The sequence below is a fragment of the Arthrobacter sp. 4R501 genome (assembly GCF_002929755.1).
Classification (GTDB): Bacteria; Actinomycetota; Actinomycetes; order Actinomycetales; family Micrococcaceae; genus Arthrobacter.
On record NZ_PJIW01000027.1, the window covers coordinates 25,868 to 46,955 of the forward strand.

Genomic DNA, 21,088 nt, shown 5'->3' on the forward strand with positions numbered 1-21,088 from the left:
GGCAACCTTGGGCATATGGACGAAAGAGCTGGTTCAGGTAAGGCGAACAGGATCCGCTTCAAGGGCTATCAGTTCCTGAACCGTTTGGCGTCGTCGTATCAGCGTGGTGCTGACGCCGTCGACAAGGACTTCCGGTATCAGCGGGCGGGAGTTGTAGTTTGAAGACATGCTGGAGCCGTAGGCGCCGGTGTCATGAAAGACGGCCAGATCGCCCATCACGGCTTCGGGCAGCTGCATGGCCTGAACGTCGCCCGAGTCGGACTGCGTAAAGACGTCGCCGGCTTCGCAAAGCGGCCCGGCAAGCACGACGTCGGATAGCGGGCCTGAGCGGGCGGATCCGTCAGGAGCAAGGATGGTCACTTGGTGCCGGCTGCCGTACATGGCCGGACGGACAAGATCGTTGAAACCGGCGTCGACCAGCAAGAAGTGGTTGTCGGCAACCTTCTTGCTGGCCCTTACTTCTGCCGCCAGTACTCCTGATTCCGCCACCAGGAATCGTCCAGGTTCAATTTCGAGCCTGACCCTGTGGCCCAAGTAATCACTGATCTCACGCCTCGCAGTATCCCAGACGCTGAAATACCGCTGTGTGTCCACAGCCGGGTCGTCCGGAGCGTAGGGAATGGAGAGGCCGCCGCCAGCGGAAATCGCCTCAAGGTCCCGGCCGCTGCTCTTGACCTGCTCAACCATTGCATCGCACACACGTTCAAGATGGGCGTAATCAACCCCTGAGCCGATGTGGATGTGGAAGCCCACAAGCTTCAAGCCGTGTCGGTCTACGAGTTTCAGGCTTTCGGCCAGATGCTCGTGCCAGATGCCATGCTTGCTGTGACTGCCGCCCGTGTTGGTCTTGCGGCTGTGGCCGTGCCCAAATCCGGGATTGATCCTGAGCCATACACGGTGACCGGGCGAAACCTGTCCCAGCTGCTCCAGCATCTGTGGTGAACCAGCATTGACCGGTATTCCTCGCTCTGCCACCAACTTCAACGCTTCGCGGTCCAGCAGATCTGCCGTAAAGACGATCTCTTCCTCAGCAGTACCCGGAGTGTATCCCGCCGTCAACGCCCTTTCGACTTCGCCAGCAGACACTGCATCCACCACCACACCCAACTCTTTCATCAGGCGGAGGATGTGGATGTTTGAACCGGCCTTTTGTGCGTACCGGATCACATCAAAGTTTCGAAGACGATCAACTTGTGCCCTGATGGTGCGGGCATCATAGATCCACACAGGAGTTCCAACACGATCGACGATAGCGGCCAGTCGGGCTCCGGAGAGGCTTCCGGGTAGCGGTTTGCCAGTTGGCTCGCAATGAAGTTCAGGCATTCAGTCCTCAGTATTTCAGTACAGGTCGGCGGCCGTGATGCGCTGACGGCTGGGTTCGGGGCTCCAGCAGAATGGGCAATCCAGCGAAAACTCTCCACCGGTGCAGCCTGTCCACATGCGCCGGTCTGCGGCCTCCTGCCTCAGGGCCGGAAGTGTGTCGTAGTGGGGACGCTGCTGGGTGGTCCTTGGTGCTGTCAGCTTTTTCATGGCCGTGGATTCCTGCTCTTAGTGGCTTGGACAGATTGTCCTTTGGTGTGCCCGGCTCCTGTCGGGTGATGTGGTAGCAGCTGTCGGCCGCCACCATTTCTTTAGTTCCCTGTCGGCGTACTTTCCGCCTCTGATTCCATTTTAGATATGTGATCACAAATCACGCAAGGGTTTTGCCGCATGACTTCAAGGAAACCGTAGAGACGTGGCCTCCGGACTTGGAATAGGAGCAAAACAGGTCCGCTCGCCATAGGATCGTTCCCATGCCAGGAAAAAAAGTTGATGCTACCCGACAACGGGAGATCACGAGGGCTGGGCTGGGGCCGGCCTCTGAATCTTCTCCAGCTTTTGCTATTACACCCACCCTTGTAGCGGACCAGGTCTATGAGGCATTGCGCACCGCCATCCTCACGGGCAAACTGGCCGGGGGCTCACCCTTGAGGGTAAGAGACGTTGCTGCAATGGTCGGTACCAGCGTGATGCCGGTCAGGGAAGCCATTCGCCGGCTCGAAGAGACAGGGCTCGCCACGCGGGTGGCGGCTCACCGGGGGGCGGTCGTCCGTGAATTCACCGTCGGTGAACTGATTCACATCTACGAAGTAAGGGCAACCCTGGAGATTGAGGCCGCCCGCCGCGGAGCTGCCAATGTCACTGACGCTGACGTAGCCCGCATGGAGGCGGCCTGCGCCCGAATGCAAAAGGCAGTCGCAGAACGCCGCGTGTGGGATGCCCTGGACGACGACGAAGATCTGCTCCGCACCTTGTACTCCGCTGGCGGTAACCCGGTCTTGATGGATGTCATAGAAACACTCTGGCATCAATGCCGGCCGTACAAGGTCATCGGCGCCACAGAGGCAATCGAGCACGATGACTCGAGCCTTTGGACCCCACAACCCGCCATCCTGGAAGCCGCCCGGTCAAGGGACGTAAAGGCAGCCACTAAGTTGACTAAGGAGTCCCTGTCCAGCGCCCGACAACGTCTCGAGAAACGACTGGTACCTCATTAGGCCGTAGTCCACACTGAGCTGATCTGACTCTCGGGTCGGGCTTCGACCCCCCGCGAAAGGTCACGAGGTTGTTCACCAGTGAAACCTAGAAGTTCAGCTGTCCTGGATGCTGGGGCATGCATGTCCCCGACGTCAGTTCCATGACCACACAGCGGTTGGTCGTGACGTGGACAGGCGGTGACGCCGGCGGTCCGTGGACTATGTCCACGGACCGCCGCCAAGGAATGTGCCCTTATTTCCTTGGCTTTACAGCATGAATCGGGTGGCGGACAGGCTTGAAAGGTGACGCGAGGCCGGATCGCCCGTGGCCATTTCCGCGATGAGTTTTCCTGTGGGTGGTGCCAGGCTCACTCCCAGCATGGCGTGTCCGGTGGCGATGAGAATGTTGGATCGTTTGCGTGAGGTTCCGATGATTGGAAGTCCGTCCGGGGTCATCGGGCGAAGCCCGGTCCAGGGTTGGGGTCGGGGTTGAGTGGTGCTGGCAGGCCAGGTATTGAAGTACTTGGGAAGACTGGTAAGGAGGCCTTCGGCACGCACTCTGCTGATTCCCTCATTGATTCCGCCAAAGCCCATGGTGCCCGCGATGCGCACCTTTGTGCTGAGAGGGGTGATGGCAACTTTGGCCTCAGCGAGGTATAGGGGATATTGCGGGCCGTCGCTATCCGCTGGCAGATCGTACCCGTAGCCTTTTCCTGACATGAGGGAGACGCGGTCGCCGATGCCGGCGAGGATCCTGTTGGTCCAGACACCGGCGGCGACGACAACCTTGTCTGCCCTGAGCACTTCGTCACCTATGGCAACTTCGACCGAGCCGTCCCTTGCAGTGCGGAGTTTTGCAGCGGTGCCAATTCGGAATTCGACTCCATCGCGTCGGCAGGCCGCGGTCAACCCGCGGGTGAGGGAGGCCGGATCCAGGGACCGGTCGCCGAATGTTTGGAGGCCTCCGGCGAGGCCGTCGCGGACGTGCGGCACTTCCTTGGAGAGGTCGTTTCCGGGGATCGTGCGCCACTTGAATCCAGGAATGTGAGCTTCCATGGCCTTCAACTCCAGGGCATGCTTCTGAAGGTTCTCGGCGTTGGTGTAGAGCATGGTCAGGGGGTCGCTGTGTGATTCGAAGACCACACCGTCTGCTGCCATGTCATCGAACAGTTGGAGAGTGTCGCTGCTCAGATGGGCAAGGACTTTCAGCCCGGCCTCGAAACGGCCGGTTGTGCAGTTACGCAGCATCTCCGCCATGAATCCCAGAAAGCGCGGGTTCAGACTGGGAGTCACATACAGTGGGCTGTCCCGTCGGGTCATCCACTTCAGTGCTTGGGGCATCATGCCAGGAGCCGGTACGGGCACTGACATGCTTGGCACAACCCACCCTGCATTGTGAGCCGAAGCCTTGGACCCTGGTTCGGATTCGTCAATGACGGTTACTTCTGCTCCTGCCTTGCGGAGGTAGTAGGCCGAAGACAGGCCAATGGCGCCGGCACCGATAACGATGGTTTTCATAATTTCCGAGTCCTAAGGTCGATGGTCGCCCTGCAGCGCAGTGCGTGCTCCGGCGGTGAGCGCGGGGTTTGTCCCAAGCCTGGGCTCCGTCAGCGGTGCGCTGACGGAGCCCAAAGGCGTGGGCGTCTAGGGGATCAGGCGGGGTTCGCCGACTTCCGCTGAGCTGGCCGGCAGGCCGTTTGCCTCGAGGATTTTGACGAGATCGCCGGACTTCCGCTTTTCCTCGATTGTTGCGTCCAACGCTTTGCCCAGGTCGGCGTTGTCCTTGGTGTAGGGGAACCCGGTCTGGGCGGGCTCGACGGTTGCCTGCACCTGTGTGTCCGGCTTCACGGTTGTCACCTTGAACTTCGAGCCTTCGGGGAAGTTGTACAGGGCCGTGCCGTAGGCATCGACGCCGACGTCGATGCGTCCGGATTCAAGGTCCTGCTTCAGTTCCACGCTGGACGGGTAGACCTTGAGCTGGCCACCAAGCATTGTCCTGAGGTCATTGACCCACAGGTAGCCGTCGACGGTACCCACATTCTTGCCCTTAAGGTCACTGACGTTGGTGATTCCGTCCGCGGAGATAACACCGAATTCATCCAGGTAGATGGGGGCCGTGAGGCTGACGATTTCGCTCCGCGCCGCCGTGCGGTACCAGTCACCGACAGTGAGGTCGATGCGCTTGTTCTGGACCGAGGGAACCGCGGCGCTGTACGCCAGGGGCACGGTCTTCAGCTCAAGGCAGTTGGCTGTTGCGAACTCCTTAATCAGTTCCACATCCGCCCCGGCCGGCTTTCCGTCTTTGGTGTAGCTGTAGGGCGGGATCTCCGTGATGCCGACCGCGAGTTTACCCTGCTCGATGGTTTTGAATTCGTGTTGGGGCTTGCAGTCGCTGGCGACCGTCGGCTCGGCGTTTCGGCTGCAGGCGGTCGCGGAGGCCGTCAGGCCTACGGCGAGGACTGCAACTGACAGGTTCCGTGTTGCTTTATTCATGGGGACTTCCTAAGGGTTGGGTTGATACGAGATGAGAGTGGTGTTCGAAGAACGGGCACGTGTCAGTGGACGTGGGCCAGGTGGCGGGACATTCTCTTTTCCATGCCGCCTACCAGCCAGGACGCCGGGATGGTGATCACGGCATACATGAGGCCCGCGAGGGCAAGGACGCTGAGGTAGTTGAAGGTTGAGGAACCGATGGAGTATGCCTGACTGAGGAGTTCAGGCACTGCGATAGTGAAGCACAGGGATGTCGCCTGGAAGATGATGATGGCGAAGCCCATCAGTGCCGGCAAAGCAATCCTCAACCCTTGGGGAAGGACGACAAAGCGGAGAGTGTCCAGTGGGGAGACGCCGAGTGTCTGGCAGGCTTCGGTCTCACCGTCCGGTACTGCTTGCAGCCCGGCGCGAAGTATTTCGCTGGTGTAGGCGGCGGTGGTCAGGGCCAGCGCTATACAGGCAGCGACGAAGGACGAAAGTGTAATTCCCGCGCTGGGCAGTCCGAAGTAGAAGAGTTGGAGGACAACGAGGGTGGGTGCTCCTCGTCCGATCTCCACCAGGGCAATCGAGGTGACCCGCGCTACCGGTACGCGGCTGGATGACATCAGCGCGAGCAGCAGCCCGATCGGGAGGCCTGCGATGAGGCTGATGGCGGTGATCTGCAGGCTTAGGGACAGACCATCCAGCAGGGTGGGGAACCAGGTGGACCAGTCGGTTAGGAAGTTCATCGGGAAACCTTTTTCCGGAGGACGGAGTCGACGCGACGGGCGAGAAGCGCCAGCGGAATACTCAGTGCCAGATATACGAGCGCGGCGATGATATAAACGGTGAGCCCTCCGGCGTTGGATCGGGCATCCTGGGTGGTCAGGAACACTATTTCGGTGACCCCGATCGTCGAGGCAAGCGAGGAATCTTTGATCAGGCTGATTCCGTACGACGTCATAGACGGAACGGAAACCCGAAAGGCCTGGGGGCCAATGATGCGGCTGAAAGTCGCCCACCGCCCGACGCCCAGGGCGCTTCCTGCCTCCCATTGCCCGGTGTGAACAGCAGAGATTCCGCCACGGTAGATTTCTGCCATGTAAGCGGCCGACACCAGACCCAGCCCGACGATGGCCGCAGTTGTCGCTTCGAACTGGAATGCGCCAATGCTCACGCCGAAGTAGATGACGAAGAGCCAGACGACGGCGGGGATTCCTCGCAGGAGATCAACGAGTCCGCGGCAGACGACCCGAAAAACTACCTGGCGTGATCTCAGCCCCAGGACCATGGGAACGCCGCCGATCGCTCCAATGAGAAGGGACGAGAAGGTGATCAGCAGCGTCAGGGGGACGCCTAATAGAACGGCCTGCAGATGTTCCATGGCTACCGTCCCACGACGGCGCGCAGGAACAATTTCGTGCGCGGGTGCTCGGGGGCGGACATGATTTTGTGTGGGTCGCCCTGTTCGATGATTGCCCCGTCAGCCATAACGACCAAACGGTCTGATACGTCGCGGGCGAAGGCCATCTCATGAGTTACGACGATCATGGTCATGCCATCCTTGGCCAGTTCCTTCATCACAGCCAGAACCTCAAGGCCTACTTCCGGGTCGAGTGCCGACGTAGGTTCGTCGAACAGCATGACCTCCGGATCCATTGCCAATGCCCTGGCAATGGCAATGCGCTGCTGCTGGCCGCCAGAACAGCGAGCCGGATAGGAGTCCGCGAAATCGGCCAGGCCAACCCGGTCCAGCAGGACCCGGGAACGCTTGTCGGCCTCTGCCTTGCTGCGCTTCAGAACCCGCTGCTGGGCAAATGAAACGTTCTGCAGGACCGACATGTGTGGAAAGAGATTGAAATGCTGGAAGACCATCCCGGCCTTGCGCCGAAGGGCCTCGATCTCCTTGAGCGAAGTGCTTTTACCGGCGGAAATGGTTTTCCCTCCGATGGTGATCTCGCCGGCGTCGGGCCGTTCAAGCATGTTGATGCACCGAAGAAGGGTGCTCTTGCCCGCGCCGCTTGGCCCGATCATGGCCGTGACTTCGCCGGCGGCGACGTCCAAATCAACAGAACTGAAGACGACCTTGTCTCCGTAGCTCTTCGAAACTCCTCTGAGGCTAACCATCTGCTTCGGCAGGGTGGAAACAGCCATTGAAACTCCTCTAGTTCGGGATCCGTCAGGGTGTGACGCATGTCTCTTGCCGACCAGCATAACACTCATTACGGTGTGATACCTTACTTGGCTCAAAAGTTTTTTTGATTGAAACATTGGAGAAACATTGGTCCCTAGAGTCGTGCGTCTGGGGTCGCTCCGAGCCCGGCCACGACGTCCCTAATTCCTAGGCGGCAAGCCGGGCTAAGGGAGGCTGCGCTGTGCCCGGGCCCCTTGGCGTCTGCGTATCCGGTCGCCCGCGGGTGTGCGCGTAGAATTAGGTCTAAAACCTTATTAGTCCTTCAGGAGGAACCGTGGCGACAGCACTGGCGTGGAATGAGAGTTCGGGCGAGGCTGTGCGCACCCAAAGCTTTCGGGAGCAGGCGGTGCGCATCATTCGCTCGCAGATCGTCTCCGGGCGCTTGGAACCCGGTTCCATGCACTCTATAGGCGCCGTTGCCGAACGGCTCAATGTCTCGATAACTCCGGTTCGCGAGGCCTTGCATGACCTCGCGAAGGAGGGCCTCATTGAGATTAAGCGCAACCGAGGATTCCTGGTGCGGAAGCCGTCCAACAAGGAACTCGATGACATTGTCCAGATCCGCGCCATGCTCGAGGTGGCATCGGTCCGCGAGATCACTGAAAGGTCACTCATCACTGATTTCACCCCTGTGCGCCACTTGTCCCGGAGGACCGAGGCGTTTGCCGCAGCGGGACAATGGGAAGAATTTGTGGACACGGACCGTGAATTCCACCTAGCGATTCTTGCGGCATTGGCAAATCCCAAGCTCCTCGAAATGGTCGGCTCCCTCAGGGACCAAAGCAGGCTCCTTGGTCTGGGGCAACTGGCCGGCACCGACGTCTTCGTGCAATCAACGAAGGAACACGACCTTCTCCTGGACGCCATGGAAGCCGGCGACGCAGAAAGTGCAGCCGAAATCATGAGCAGTCATATGCGTCACGTGCGTGGCATATGGGCAGGCCGGATCGAAGAGCCCCAGGCAGGCTGAGGGAGTCGGCAGGCATGTAGTGCGTAAATCGGGAAAATACCTCCGCCCCACGCCTGCCCGACCCACATTCCCGCCCGGCCCCCTATATAGAGCCTGATCCTCGCCCCACGGCCAGTCACGTACAGGCCAGTCACGTACATGGCGCTCAGCTCACGGCCCCCAGATTCAAGGCTCTTCAGCGTGAAGCCTCATACGGCGATCCGCTACTTCCTTCACCTCCGCCGCATGCGGCCGCCAGCCTTCTTGTTGGCTCGGCTCGGCATGGCGGGCCGGACAGTCAGGTATTAAAAGTCACGGTGTGGCCCCCTCATTAACAGGCCTAAGGCCTATAGACGTAACGCCTCTGGCTTGATGAGTTTGCCTCCAGGAAGGGGGGCCGTGAGCGAATCGTGCACTCCACCCCTCCACAATCCCGTCCCTTATTCTTTCCGTGCCTTGTCTGAATATTGGCTTGGGTACTGGCGGAACGGCCTAACACCGCTTATGATTGGGTGTAATACCTTACTGCGCCGAGGAGACGGTTCGCCCAGAACTTTTGCAACCAGGAGCTGGTCACCACAGTCCCCTCGTCTCCGTACAAAGGTCCTCCGACTTGACGGGCGCCGACCGGCGACTATCCCATCGGCCACCGGAGCGTGGTCCTCTAAGACAGGTAAAAAGCTTTGATGACACTGCCAAGACCCTCCCGCTCAGCCACCAGAGTGAAGCGCGGTGAAGCCCGTGCAGCTTAATTTCATACCGCAAGCAGAAGTCCGCAGTCTCCTTGGCCCCGCCCAGGCGACCGCTGCCATCATGGACGCATTGGTTACGGGACTGGATCCGGCCGCGGATTCTGCCCGCGGGATCGTCCCACTGACCGAGGGGCAGTTTTTGATCATGCCGGCTGAAGCTGCAGGCTACGCCGGCGTAAAGGTGGCTACGGTAGCCCCTAATAATCCCAGCCAGGACCTGCCCCGCATCCAGGCGCTCTACCTGATTTTCGACGCCCAAACACTCACCCCGCAGGCAGTCCTGGACGGGACGGCGCTAACGACCCTCCGCACACCCGCGGTATCCATCGCTGGAATCCTGCCCGTTCTTACCCAGCGTTCCACACCGCTGCGGCTGGCTGTCTTCGGGGCCGGGCAGCAGGGCGTCGGACATGTCGACACCCTCACCGAAGTCATGGAGGGACGCCGGGAAATCGAAAACGTCACCTACATCGTCCGGAACCCCGATCGGGTCAGCCTGCCGCCATCGGCGGCAGGCGAGGTCGTCGCTCTCGGTTCATCGGCGGCAGCAGAAGCAGTTGCTGCAGCCGATGTCATCGTGTGTGCAACATCGGCCAGCGAACCGCTGTTCGATTCCTCCCTTGTACGGACGGATGTCATCGTCGTTGCAGTGGGTTCCCATGAACCGCACGTCCGGGAGGTCGATGCTGCCTTATGCGGCCGGGCCCAGGTGATCGTGGAAGACGTACCGACCGCTCTGCGCGAATCAGGAGACGTCATCATGGCCATCGCCGAGGGGACCTTGACCGCAGAAGATCTGATCCCCATGAAGGATGTTGCCAATGGGGTTGTACGCCTGGACCCCCACCGGCCCGTCCTGTTCAAGAGCTCAGGAATGTCCTGGGAGGACCTGGTCATTGCCAAAGCTGTCGTCCAAGCTTACACAAAAAGCAACGCTGTTGCCCGCTAGGGACGCCTCGTCGTCCCTGAATCGTATTGTGCAGTAAACATCGCCTTTTTTCTTAGGGCTGTCCTACTGAATCCCGGAAGCACCCCTCTGCAGCTTTCTCCCGTTCTCTCCCGGTGACCGAGAGGTCAATCCGGATGCTTCAGCCGGCTCAGTGCCAACAACATCCACATTTGAGGAGTACACCCATGACTAACACAGCTGGGACCAGCGCCAAGCTGGTCCAACCCGGAGACCTGGCCGAAGAGGCCGTGGCATTGGTCCGGCGCTGGCTGGCCGAGGGAGCGAAAGTTCCCGTCGACGCGGCTGCTACGCAGCTGGCCGGTGTTTTGAAGGACCCGCAGGGTCTGGACTTCACGGTCGGCTTTGTCGACGGTGTTGTCCGTCCCGAGGACAAGGCCGTCGCTGCCAGGAACCTGAAGGTCCTGGCCCCGAAAGTCCCCTCCTTCCTGCCCTGGTACATGAAATCAGCCGTAGCTCTGGGCGGTTCCGTCGCACCAGTCGTCCCCGGCGTCGTCATCCCGGTCGCCCGCAAGGTACTGCGAGAAATGGTCAGCCACCTGATCGTGGACGCAACCGACGACAAGCTCGGCCGTTCCATCGCCAAGATCAAGAAAGACGGCATCAGGCTCAACGTAAACCTGCTCGGTGAGGCCATCCTCGGCGAGGGTGAAGCGTCCCGCAGGCTTGAGGGCACCAGGAAGCTCCTGGCCCGCCCAGACGTCGACTACGTCTCCATCAAGGTCTCCTCCACCGTGGCCCCGCACAACCACTGGGCATTCGACGAAGCCGTCGGCCACATCGTGGAAAAGCTCGCCCCGCTGTACCGCCTCGCGGCTTCCTCCTCCCCGCGGAAGTTCATCAACCTGGACATGGAGGAATACAAAGACCTCGACCTGACCATCGCGGTCTTCACCCGGCTGCTCGAGATGCCCGAGTTCCGCACCCTCGAAGCAGGTATCGTCCTGCAGGCCTACCTGCCCGATGCCCTGAGCGCCATGATCGGACTCCAGGACTGGGCAGCCGCCCGCACCGCAAACGGCGGCGCCCCGATCAAGGTCCGCGTCGTCAAGGGCGCCAACCTGCCCATGGAACTGGTCGATGCAGACCTGCACGGCTGGCCGCTGGCCACCTGGGGCACCAAGCAGGACTCCGACACCTCCTACAAGGCCGTGATCGACTACTCCCTCACGCCCGAAAGAATCCGGAACGTCCGCATCGGCGTCGCCGGGCACAACCTGTTCGACGTCGCCCTCGCCCACCTGCTGGGCAAGGCCCGCGGGATCACCTCCGGCATTGAGTTCGAAATGCTCCTGGGCATGGCCACCGGACAGGCCGAAGCCGTCAAGCGCGACGTCGGATCCCTGCTGCTCTACACCCCGGTCGTGCACCCCAGCGAGTTCGATGTAGCCATCGCCTACCTGATCCGCCGCCTCGAAGAAGGCGCGAGCCAGGAAAACTTCATGTCCGCGGTCTTCGAACTGGACAAAAACGAAGCACTGTTCGAACGCGAAAAGCAGCGCTTCCTGGCCTCCATCGCAGCCCTCACCGATACTGTTCCCGGACCAAACCGTGTCCAGGACCGGACCAGCTTTGATGCCGACGCCGCACTGACGGAGGCGATCTCACGGGCCAGGCTCGAAATGGGCGGGGAAGGTTACGGCGGGCCCACGGCCAGCTTCGCCAACACCCCCGACACCGACCCTGACCTGCCGGGCAACCGCAGGTGGGGCCGGGCCATCCTCAACCAGGTCCCGTTCTCGCTTTTGGGCAAAGAGACTGCCGAAACCTACGAACTGACCACGCAGGACGAACTCGAAGCCGTCATCGAAACCGCCGTTGCCCGCGGCAAGGCGTGGGGTGCCCTCACAGGGGCGGAGCGGGCCGCTGTGCTCCACCGGGCAGGTGTCCGTCTGGAGGCCCGCAGGGCCGAGCTGCTGGAGGTCATGGCATCAGAATGCGGCAAAACCCTGGACCAGGGCGATCCCGAAGTGTCCGAAGCCATCGACTTCGCCCACTACTACGCCGAACTGGCCAAGGAACTGGACACAGTCGACGGCGCACAGTTCATCCCCTCCAAACTGACCGTAGTCACTCCCCCATGGAACTTCCCCGTGGCCATCCCGGCCGGCTCCGTCCTCGCGGCCCTCGCCGCCGGATCCGCGGTCGTCATCAAGCCCGCCCGGCAGGCACGCCGCTGCGGTGCCGTCATGGTCGAGGCCCTCTGGGAAGCCTTCGACGAAGCAGGCATCGACCGGGACGTGCTGCAGTACGTCCAGGTAGGCAAGCGGGAACTCGGCACGGCCCTGGTGTCCCACCCCGCCGTGGACCGGCTCATCCTCACCGGCGGGTACGAGACGGCCGAACTTTTCAGGTCCTTCCGCAAGGACCTGCCCCTGCTCGCCGAGACCAGCGGCAAGAACGCCATTATCGTCACACCCAGTGCCGACCTGGACCTCGCCGCGCGCGACGTCGTGCAGTCAGCATTCGGCCACGCCGGCCAGAAATGCTCGGCCGCCTCACTCGTCATCCTCGTCGGATCCGTCGCGACATCGCGCCGCTTCAACCAGCAGCTGATCGACGCCGCCCGGTCCCTGAAAGTCGGCTACCCTGTTGACCCACAAACCCAAATGGGACCGGTCATCGAACCTGCCAACGGAAAGCTGCTTGGAGGGCTCACCAGACTCGGCGCAGGAGAACAGTGGGTACTCGAACCGCGCAAACTCGATGACAGCGGCAAGCTCTGGAGCCCCGGTGTACGTACGGGCGTCAAGCGCGGCAGCGAATACCACAAAACCGAATACTTCGGACCCATCCTGGGAGTCATGACCGCCGAGACCCTGGAAGAAGCGGTCACCATCGTCAACGACATCGACTACGGCCTCACCTCCGGCCTGCACTCCCTGGACCCCAAGGAACTGAAGTACTGGCTGGACAACATCCAGGCCGGAAACCTCTACATCAACCGTGGCATCACCGGAGCGATCGTGCGGCGCCAGCCCTTCGGTGGCTGGAAGAAGTCCGCCGTCGGTGCCGGCACCAAGGCTGGCGGTCCCAACTACCTGGTCGGCCTCGGTGAATGGAAGGACACCCCGATTAAGGCTGCCCCCTTGGCCCAGCTCTCCGGACCGGCCCGGCAACTCCTGACCGCAGCTGCTGACGTAGCCAGCGCCGGGAGCATCACTGCCGCTGATGTTACCTGGCTCGAATCCGCGCTGATTTCGGACGCCGAGGCATGGACAAAGGAATTCGGTGCAGCCCGCGACGTCTCGGGCCTGCAGGCCGAGCGGAACATTTTCCGCTACCGCGCCCTGCCGGTAACCGTCCGCTACGAAGCCCCTACCTCCGGACACGGGCTGGCTGAACTGCTGCGCGTCGTCTCGGCCGGTCTGACCGCCTGGAACGGACGCCCCGACCTCAATGCCCTGACGGTCAGCACTCCAGAGCCGCTCACTGATGCCGTCGCACGGGTTCTCAGGGACTCCGGGGTCGTTATGGTCGTCGAAAATACTCCGGCCTGGGCCGGACGGGTCAAGCGTTACGCAGCCCAGACCGGACCGGAATCGGGAGTACGGATCCGCCTGATCGGGGCCGCCGCCCTCGACACAGCCGAGGCCGCCAACGGAAAGCCCGACGTCGCCATCTACGCCAACGACGTCGTGGCAGCCAGCCGTGTCGAGCTGCTGACCTTCCTGCAGGAACAGGCAGTCTCCATCACAGCGCACCGGTTCGGTACCCCGAACGATCTCTCCGGCGCCCTCATATAGAACCACGCACCAACAGGGCCGGGTCCGTCCATTGCACAGCAGTGAACGGATCCGGCCCGCAAAAAAGAAGATCCCTACCCGTGAACAGGCATGCCCCGCATGCCCGAGAACCTGAAAGCCCCCCACCATGTTGCGAATCTACTTTTCAACAGTGCTTCTGCTCGTGACAGCCGGGATTGCCTGCGCGATCTCCGCCACATCCACGCTTGGCCTCGGTGCCGGGCTCCTTCTTCTCAGCGTGGGTGCAGGAGGCATTTCTGCTGGAGTGATGACGCGGGACACCAAACAGACAGCCCGGAGTTAGCTCACAGAAGAAGACCAGGACCAATCAGTGATGAAGAAACGTATCCCCCACAAGCAGAACCCGGGCAAGAACTCCCACAAGGCCTATGCGGCCAAAACCGGCGAACACTGCCCTTCGGATGGATGGTGGGCGCCCACCGGCCTGAAGGCAGACAGGCGCTTTATCGCCGAAGGAAGCATCATGCCAGCGGACAACGGCAAGTCCGTCACTTGGATACTGGTCGCGAGTGAGTCCGGCTCACGTAAACCAAAGTACGACCACACCGCACTAGGAGCCTCCATTGACAGTCACTAGTCCCCCCGCGCCCCAACGTGCCTTTCGGAAACCTCGGCGTGTACTGGACATCGCCGCTGACAGTGGCGGGCCTGCAACTCCATCCGCCCGCAGCACGGGGTTGACTCTGCAGGGCTTCATCCCTTCCCAGGATGGGTGTGAAGACGGCTGCCACTACTGCGAGGGACCGGAAACCGACTAGCACCCGTCCACGATTGATGTCCCACCCGAAACTTTGCGTATCTCTCAACGAAGAAAGAACCGCCATGAAGTCCTACCGCTGCGATGACTGGAACCGCCTTGCCGGCGCGAAAGCCGAAATTCACAGACGCGGACAACTGGTCCGCGCCGGCGTTGTCGATGCCGTGATGCCGGACGCCACCATGCGGTGGCTCGTCGCAGACCACAACGGAAACCGAGCACTCGTCGAATCAGCAGAAGGATACGAAGTCTGGGCCGATCCCTATGACCTGCCGGACGAACTCTACTCGTCGATGCTCTCCCAACAGCCCCCCACGGAATTTGTCAAGGTCACACCTCCGGCTTACAGGATTGGGCGGCACCTCCGAATCAGGCACAGCGACTTCGTTGCTTGGTTGTCACTCCACGCGGAGCAATAGCGTCCCGCGCTGGACCATGAGCAAGTATCCCCTGCCGCGAGATACATGGGGTCTAATTCGTACTGATAGGGCAACGGCAAGAAGCTGGCGGGCGCGGGCGAAGTATCGAGACTTGGATGGGACAACACGCAAAGTCGGGGCCAGAGGACCGTCAGCCGCAGCGGCAAGAAGAAACCTCCAGATCAGGCTCCAGAACCGACAGACCCCACGTAACGCCCTTGTGAGCTCAACCAACAAGATCAGCCACTTGGCCGAAGTTTTCCTGGCAGAAGTGGAGAGGTCGGATAAGGCCTCTCGGACGAAAGACAAATACACCTTCAGCGTCAAGAAGTACATTTCCCCGGGACTCGGATCCGTTCGCGTCGGAGAGGCCACGCCCGGCGTTGTGGACCATTTCATCCGAAATGTTGTCGAGGCGGCTGGCCCTGCTACAGCCCGGACCTGTGGGGCAGTACTGTCCTGGATGTTCAGGATTGCGCTCCGCCACGACGCAGTGAGCATCAATCCCGTTCTCGGAATTTCCATTCCAAGAAGTCAGGCGGCAAAGCCGCAGGCCCTCAGTCCGAAGCAGTTTCGGGATATGAGATCAAAGCTCATCGCTTGGGAGCAGGAGCCTGCCCGTGGCCGCAACAGGTCCCAGGACCTCCACGAAATCGCGGATTTCCTTGTCAATACCGGCCTCCGCGCCGGCGGGTTGTTTGCGTTGGGCTGGACAGACATCGATCTTGACGCCGATCCCCCAACCGTCCATGTCCACGGGACCGTCATCCGCACGTCCACCGGTGGTGTGACAATTCAGGATCATCCCAAGTCGGAGCATGGGATCCGATATGTGACAGTACCCCCATACCTGGCGGCAGCACTTAGAAACCGACGCGTCAGGCAAAACCGCAGCGGCCCTCCGAATCCATTGGAACTACTCTTCCCGTCATCCACGGGCACCGTCTGCGATCCGAACAACGTCGGCAAGACATGGCGAAAAGCTGCGGACGCCGTCGGCTACTCATGGGTAACGCTCAAAACGTTCCGCAAGGCAAACGCAACACTTATTGCCCGAACCATGGGTGCCGAAGCCGCCGCATATCAGGCTGGGCATTCCAAGGTCTCGATGACCCGGAAGCACTATGTCGAGGAATACAAGGAAGCCATCGACACGCGCGCGGTCCTCAACGCCTTCAATCCACCCGACTCGGGAACAGGAAGCTCCGGCACCGGCTAACGTCAAAGCCGATAGGGGTGAGTAAAGGGTGAGTCCATGCCCCAATAGTGCAAATGACCCTGGGCGCAAATACTAACTTCGCAGGTCAACGCCATATGTGGAGCCTCCTGTCGGAGTCGAACCGACGACCCCCGCTTTACAAGAGCGGTGCTCTGGCCAACTGAGCTAAGGAGGCGCGCCCCCGAGGGGCGTGCGCCGCAACGGCGCTAGATAAGGTTAGCCCAAGTCCGCCCGCTCGTAAAAACGCCGGCAAGGGCGAACCCGAGCCAACACAAAGGACCTGCTTCCGGAATCGATCCGGAAGCAGATCCTCTGGGTGGTAGGACTTAGCCCTTCGCGGTGATCGCTGCCTGCAGGAACTCAGGGAACGGGGTCTGCGCGCTGGCACCCTTGCCCCACTGCTGGCCGTCCACAAACACCGTGGGCGTGCCGGTGACGCCGATCGCCGCGGCCTGCTTGGTTGTGAACTTCACGTACGGGCGGTAGGTCTTCTCGTCGATGCACGTGTCAATGTTCTTGGCGCCGATATCCGTGGCCATGGTCTTGAGCTTGTCGTCAGAAAGACCGGCGGTACCTTCGGCAGGCTGGTTGGCGAACAGCGAGTCCACAAACTCCGCGTACTTCTCCGGAGACTCATTCACAACACACGCGGCGGCGTTGGCTGCACGTGAGGAGTAGTTCGTGGAGGACCGGTTGTCCAGGAACCCGAGCGCCCGGTATTCCACCGTGATCTTGCCCTCGTTGCGCAGCGTCGTCAGCTGCTCGTTGTACTGTGCCTCGAAGTTCTTGCAAACCGGGCAGATGAAGTCAACGTACAGGACCACCTTGACCGGCTTTCCGGCCTCAGCTTCGGCACCGGGAGCAACCACTTCAGCCGGCGCGGTTTTCGGGGGCTCCCCCACGGAGGCTGCGTCAACGGTGGCTGCTTCCAGCTTCGCGACGTCGGTATTGGCCAGCAAGGTGATGCCACCGTTGACGTTACCGTTGGCCGGCGTCGGCCCCTGGTCAGCGATCGGGGCGTTCTGCCGCATCGTTGTGGTCACCACCAGCCCCACCACCACAAGGATGGCCACCACGGCCACCACAATGCCCCAGCCGATCAGCAGCTTGTTGCGCTTGTCCTTCGTCAGCTGCGCCTCACGGATCAGGCGTGCCTTCTCGCGCGCCTCCGAGGTTCGCTCAGCCTTGGACTTACGTATTTCATTTGCGGGGCTCATGTGTTCCTTGGGTCGATCGACATAGGGGGACCACTCTGTGGCGACTCCACCATTTTAGGGGACAAACCGGAGAGCTTGCGCTTTCAACTATTCCGCCCGAATAACCAACGGACGAATAGCCCCGAAGATTCCATCCTATTAAGGTGGCTTAAAGGCACAAGCAACCCCAGGGGGCCGCAATGCAAACACCCGTCCAAGAAAAGCCAACAGCTGTACCTGCAACCGGCGCCGCCGCGAGCAGCCACAGCACGGCCGCCACGTACGATTTTATGGTTGTCTCCAACAGGCTGCCCGTTGACCGCTGCGCGCCAGGTGAGAGCGGCGACGACGGCTCCGGCTGGCGCCGCTCCCCCGGCGGCCTGGTGACTGCCCTCGCACCCATGATGACCAAGACCGACGGCGCGTGGGTGGGTTGGCACGGCGCCCCTGACGAAACCGTCGAGCCTTTCAGCCACGGCGGCATGGACCTCGTGCCCGTCCAGCTGAGCAACGACGACGTTGAGCTCTACTACGAGGGTTTCTCCAACGCCACCCTGTGGCCCCTCTACCACGACGTCATCGCCCCTCCGGAGTTCCACAGAACCTGGTGGGACGCCTACCGCAGGGTCAACCAAAGGTTCGCCGACGCCGTCGTACGCCATGCCGGCCAGGGCGCCACGGTGTGGGTCCAGGACTACCAGCTGCAGCTGGTGCCGCGGCTGCTGCGCCAAGCGCGGCCGGACCTGCGGATCGGGTTCTTCAACCACATCCCCTTCCCCCCGCCGGAAATCTTCGCCCAGCTGCCGTGGCGGCATGCCATCATTGACGGCCTGATGGGCGCAGACCTGGTGGGCTTCCAGCGCCCCAGCGACGCCGGCAACTTCATGCGGTCCGCCCGCCGGTTCCTCGGCGCCAGCGTCAAGCAGCAGCAGGTGCATGTGAAGGGTAAGGACGGCGAAATCACGCACATCGCCAGGGCCCAGGCCTTCCCCATCTCCATCGACGTAGCCCAGATCAACGAACTGGCCCACAACCCCGAGATCATCGAGCGTGCACGCCAGATCCGCCAGGATCTCGGCAACCCCAAGACCATCCTCCTGGGCGTGGACCGGCTCGATTACACCAAGGGCATCCGGCACCGGCTCAAGGCGTTCGAGGAACTCCTGAACGAAGGCAAGCTGACGGTCGGCGACGCAACGCTGATCCAGGTTGCCAGCCCCAGCCGCGAACGGGTTGAGCAGTACCGCCTCCTGCGCGAGGAAATCGAAGGTACCGTCGGCCACATCAACGGCACCTACGACACCATCCAGAACACGGCGGTCCGCTACTTGCACCACAGCTACCCCGTGGAGGAGATGGTGGCGCTGTACCTCGCCGCCGACGTCATGCTCGTGACCGCACTGCGGGACGGCATGAACCTCGTGGCCAAGGAATACGTCACTGCCCGCAAGGACAACGACGGCGCGCTGGTCCTCAGCGAGTTCGCCGGGGCCGCGGACCAGCTCAAGCAGGCGCTCCTGATGAACCCGCACGATATCGACGGCCTCAAGAACACCATCATGCGGGCCGTCGATTTGCCTCCCAAAGACGCCGCGCGCCGCATGCGGTCCATGCGCAAGCAGATCCTGGAACACGACGTCGACCACTGGTCAGCTGACTTCCTGGCCGCCCTGAACGAGAAAGTTGTGCGCGATGACTCCTGACGCCCGGCCCGCCAAGGGCCCGCTCACCTTGTCCCCCGAACTCCGGCAGGCCGCCCGGCGCATCGCCCAGACGGAACACCTGCTGGTGGCCATGGACTTCGACGGCACCATTTCCCCGCTGGTTGACCGCGCCGACGACGCCCGCCCGCTTCCCCGCTCGGCCGCCGCTTTCGCCGGGCTCGCCGCCCTTCCACGCACGACGACGGCACTCATCTCAGGACGGGCCCTCGCCAGCCTGCGCGCGGTCGCCTCGCCCCCGGTGGACACCTTGCTTATCGGCAGCCATGGCGCCGAGGCGTGGCTGGGCCCCGGTTCCACGGAGCTGACGCTGGACGAGGCCCAACGCCTGCTGCTGGCCGAAGTCCGCGGCGTCCTGGAAGAGATTGTTGAGCAGGCACCGGGCACGCTGCTCGAAGACAAGCCCGCAGGCGTGGTCCTGCATACCCGGCTGGCCACGGACGATGTTGCCGAGGACGCGGTGGCTGCAGCCCGTTCAGTGCTCCAGGGCCGCAAGGGCGTTTTCCTGACGAACGGCAAACGCGTCCTGGAAACATCGGTAGTCAACGCCTCCAAAGGTGAGGGCCTGACCTTCCTGCGCCAGGTCACCGGGGCCACTGCGGTCCTCTTCGCCGGTGACGACGTCACGGACGAAGACGCCCTGGCACGCCTGGAATCCGGCGATGTGGGCGTCAAAGTGGGCCTGGACTTCACCCAGGCCGAGTTCCGGGTGGAGGCGCCGGCCCACGTCGCGGAGCTGCTCGAAGCGCTCCTGCAGGAACGGAGCCTGGTGGTGGCCGAAGAAGAGCCCGGCACGGACTGAACGACACCGACATGCCCAACCTCACATGTGACCTCCGTAACATTTGCACCAATAAGCCATTTGTCTGACATACTCTTGGTTGTGATGTGGCGCACAGGAACCGTGCGGCGTCACGTGATACTCCTCGGCTTCGGCCGGGGAGTACACGGCTGCAATGCCGTGGATAACTGAATTACATGAACCATTCACAACGGATCGTCCGGCACGTACCTGCCGGTGAAGGGATTGATAACTGTGGCTACAGTTACTTTTGATAACGCTACGCGTCTGTACCCGGGCACAGACAAGCCCGCTGTTGACAAGCTCAACATTGAAATCGCCGATGGCGAATTTCTGGTCCTAGTTGGACCCTCCGGTTGCGGTAAGTCCACCTCCCTGCGCATGCTTGCAGGCCTTGAGGACGTCAACGCTGGCCGGATTCTGATCGGCGACCGCGATGTCACCGATGTTCCGCCGAAGGACCGCGACATCGCGATGGTTTTCCAGAACTACGCGCTGTACCCGCACATGACGGTTGCGGACAACATGGGCTTTGCGCTGAAGATCGCCGGCGTCTCCAAGGAAGAGCGCGCCGAGCGTGTCCGTGAGGCCGCCAAGCTTCTTGACCTCGAGCCGTACCTGGACCGCAAGCCGAAGGCACTCTCCGGTGGCCAGCGCCAGCGTGTTGCCATGGGCCGCGCCATCGTGCGTAACCCGCAGGTGTTCCTCATGGATGAGCCGCTTTCCAACCTGGACGCCAAGCTCCGTGTCCAGACCCGTACGCAGATCGCATCCCTGACCCGCCGCCTCGGTGTCACCACCGTTTATGTCACCCACGACCAGGTCGAGGCCATGACCATGGGTGACCGCGTGGCTGTGCTGAAGGACGGCCTGCTGATGCAGGTTGACACCCCGCGCAACCTCTACGACAAGCCCAAGAACGTCTTTGTTGCCGGCTTCATCGGCTCCCCCGCCATGAACCTGCTCGAACTGCCCGTGGTCGACGGCGGCGTCCAGTTCGGCGGAACGGTTTACCCGGTGCCGCGCAACATCCTCGAAGAGGCCCACGGCAGCACCGTCACCCTGGGCAGCCGCCCCGAGGACCTTGAGCAGGCCTCTCACGGTGAGGGTCTGCAGGTCGAGGTCGACGTTGTTGAAGAACTCGGTGCCGACGCCTACGTCTACGGCCACACGACGCTGGACGGCAAGGACCACGACATCGTGGCACGCGTCGACGGCCGGCGCCCCCCGCTGAAGGGCGACACCATCTACGTCCGTCCGCAGTCGGGCCACGTGCACCTGTTCGACACCAAGACCGGTCTGCGCCTGGGCGACTAGTCCCCACCGGCGCCCTAACCTCGCTCCGCTTCGGCCAGGG

18 protein-coding genes and 1 tRNA gene are annotated in these 21,088 nt (G+C 61.8%); 10 read left to right on the forward strand and 9 right to left on the reverse strand.

Going from position 1 to position 21,088, the window contains the following annotated elements; genetic code table 11:
- Positions 1 to 33: 33 nt before the first annotated feature.
- Both lysA and CXR02_RS22490 read right to left on the reverse strand, forming a co-directional pair.
- The gene (gene lysA, locus CXR02_RS20265) at positions 34 to 1,323 is read right to left on the reverse strand and encodes a diaminopimelate decarboxylase (protein ID WP_104063628.1); all 1,290 of its coding nucleotides are present in this window, start codon (positions 1,321 to 1,323) and stop codon (positions 34 to 36) included.
- A gap of 15 nt (positions 1,324 to 1,338) precedes the next feature.
- On the reverse strand, positions 1,339 to 1,530 hold the full coding sequence (locus CXR02_RS22490; protein ID WP_104063629.1) for a hypothetical protein: 192 nt from the start codon (positions 1,528 to 1,530) through the stop codon (positions 1,339 to 1,341).
- 263 nt (positions 1,531 to 1,793) lie between these two features.
- On the opposite strand from CXR02_RS22490, the gene CXR02_RS20275 reads away from it, so the two are divergent.
- Positions 1,794 to 2,537 (forward strand): GntR family transcriptional regulator, encoded by a 744-nt coding sequence (locus CXR02_RS20275; RefSeq protein ID WP_104063630.1) that lies wholly within the window; start codon positions 1,794 to 1,796, stop codon positions 2,535 to 2,537.
- Between the two features lie 246 nt (positions 2,538 to 2,783).
- Here the strand turns inward: CXR02_RS20275 and CXR02_RS20280 are convergent, their stop codons facing one another.
- The 5 genes from CXR02_RS20280 to CXR02_RS20300 form a co-directional block, all read right to left on the reverse strand.
- Entirely contained in the window at positions 2,784 to 4,034 is a 1,251-nt protein-coding gene (locus CXR02_RS20280) for an FAD-binding oxidoreductase (RefSeq protein WP_104063631.1), read from the reverse strand.
- Between the two features lie 126 nt (positions 4,035 to 4,160).
- Entirely contained in the window at positions 4,161 to 5,009 is an 849-nt protein-coding gene (locus tag CXR02_RS20285) for an ABC transporter substrate-binding protein (protein ID WP_104063632.1), read from the reverse strand.
- A 62-nt stretch (positions 5,010 to 5,071) separates the two neighbouring features.
- Positions 5,072 to 5,737 (reverse strand): amino acid ABC transporter permease, encoded by a 666-nt coding sequence (locus CXR02_RS20290; protein ID WP_104063633.1) that lies wholly within the window; start codon positions 5,735 to 5,737, stop codon positions 5,072 to 5,074.
- Complete coding sequence (locus CXR02_RS20295; RefSeq protein WP_104063634.1) at positions 5,734 to 6,372, reverse strand: amino acid ABC transporter permease; 639 nt, start codon at positions 6,370 to 6,372, stop codon at positions 5,734 to 5,736. The genes CXR02_RS20290 and CXR02_RS20295 overlap by 4 nt, the downstream gene beginning before the upstream one ends.
- A 2-nt stretch (positions 6,373 to 6,374) precedes the next feature.
- A complete protein-coding gene (locus CXR02_RS20300; protein ID WP_104063635.1) occupies positions 6,375 to 7,142 on the reverse strand; it encodes an amino acid ABC transporter ATP-binding protein in 768 nt (255 codons plus the stop codon).
- A gap of 314 nt (positions 7,143 to 7,456) precedes the next feature.
- On the opposite strand from CXR02_RS20300, the gene CXR02_RS20305 reads away from it, so the two are divergent.
- The 6 genes from CXR02_RS20305 to CXR02_RS20330 all read left to right on the forward strand — a co-directional run bounded on the left by CXR02_RS20305 (position 7,457) and on the right by CXR02_RS20330 (position 16,012).
- Complete coding sequence (locus CXR02_RS20305) at positions 7,457 to 8,152, forward strand: GntR family transcriptional regulator (RefSeq protein ID WP_104063636.1); 696 nt, start codon at positions 7,457 to 7,459, stop codon at positions 8,150 to 8,152.
- 720 nt (positions 8,153 to 8,872) lie between these two features.
- Positions 8,873 to 9,832, forward strand: coding sequence for an ornithine cyclodeaminase family protein (locus CXR02_RS20310; RefSeq protein ID WP_104063649.1), 960 nt, complete (start codon positions 8,873 to 8,875; stop codon positions 9,830 to 9,832).
- Positions 9,833 to 10,017: 185 nt separating this feature from the next.
- Positions 10,018 to 13,596, forward strand: coding sequence for a bifunctional proline dehydrogenase/L-glutamate gamma-semialdehyde dehydrogenase (locus tag CXR02_RS20315; protein WP_104063637.1), 3,579 nt, complete (start codon positions 10,018 to 10,020; stop codon positions 13,594 to 13,596).
- A gap of 334 nt (positions 13,597 to 13,930) precedes the next feature.
- Positions 13,931 to 14,194 (forward strand): hypothetical protein, encoded by a 264-nt coding sequence (locus CXR02_RS20320; protein WP_181037311.1) that lies wholly within the window; start codon positions 13,931 to 13,933, stop codon positions 14,192 to 14,194.
- A 245-nt stretch (positions 14,195 to 14,439) separates the two neighbouring features.
- Positions 14,440 to 14,793, forward strand: a complete 354-nt coding sequence (locus tag CXR02_RS22495; RefSeq protein ID WP_181037312.1) for a hypothetical protein — start codon at positions 14,440 to 14,442, stop codon at positions 14,791 to 14,793.
- 16 nt (positions 14,794 to 14,809) lie between these two features.
- On the forward strand, positions 14,810 to 16,012 hold the full coding sequence (locus CXR02_RS20330) for a tyrosine-type recombinase/integrase (RefSeq protein WP_219816465.1): 1,203 nt from the start codon (positions 14,810 to 14,812) through the stop codon (positions 16,010 to 16,012).
- Positions 16,013 to 16,110: 98 nt separating this feature from the next.
- Here the strand turns inward: CXR02_RS20330 and CXR02_RS20335 are convergent.
- Together CXR02_RS20335 and CXR02_RS20340 are read right to left on the reverse strand one after the other, a co-directional pair.
- Positions 16,111 to 16,187 (reverse strand) — tRNA-Thr (locus CXR02_RS20335).
- Positions 16,188 to 16,338: 151 nt separating this feature from the next.
- The gene (locus CXR02_RS20340) at positions 16,339 to 17,229 is read right to left on the reverse strand and encodes a DsbA family protein (protein ID WP_104063639.1); all 891 of its coding nucleotides are present in this window, start codon (positions 17,227 to 17,229) and stop codon (positions 16,339 to 16,341) included.
- 179 nt (positions 17,230 to 17,408) lie between these two features.
- Here CXR02_RS20340 and CXR02_RS20345 point away from each other — a divergent pair, with 179 nt between their 5' ends.
- The 3 genes from CXR02_RS20345 (at position 17,409) to CXR02_RS20355 (ending at position 21,048) form a co-directional block, all read left to right on the forward strand.
- On the forward strand, positions 17,409 to 18,911 hold the full coding sequence (locus tag CXR02_RS20345; protein ID WP_104063640.1) for a trehalose-6-phosphate synthase: 1,503 nt from the start codon (positions 17,409 to 17,411) through the stop codon (positions 18,909 to 18,911).
- A complete protein-coding gene (otsB, locus tag CXR02_RS20350) occupies positions 18,901 to 19,731 on the forward strand; it encodes a trehalose-phosphatase (RefSeq protein WP_104063641.1) in 831 nt (276 codons plus the stop codon). The genes CXR02_RS20345 and otsB overlap by 11 nt, the downstream gene beginning before the upstream one ends.
- 234 nt (positions 19,732 to 19,965) lie before the next feature.
- Positions 19,966 to 21,048 (forward strand): ABC transporter ATP-binding protein, encoded by a 1,083-nt coding sequence (locus CXR02_RS20355; RefSeq protein WP_104063642.1) that lies wholly within the window; start codon positions 19,966 to 19,968, stop codon positions 21,046 to 21,048.
- The last annotated feature ends 40 nt before the right edge of the window (positions 21,049 to 21,088 follow it).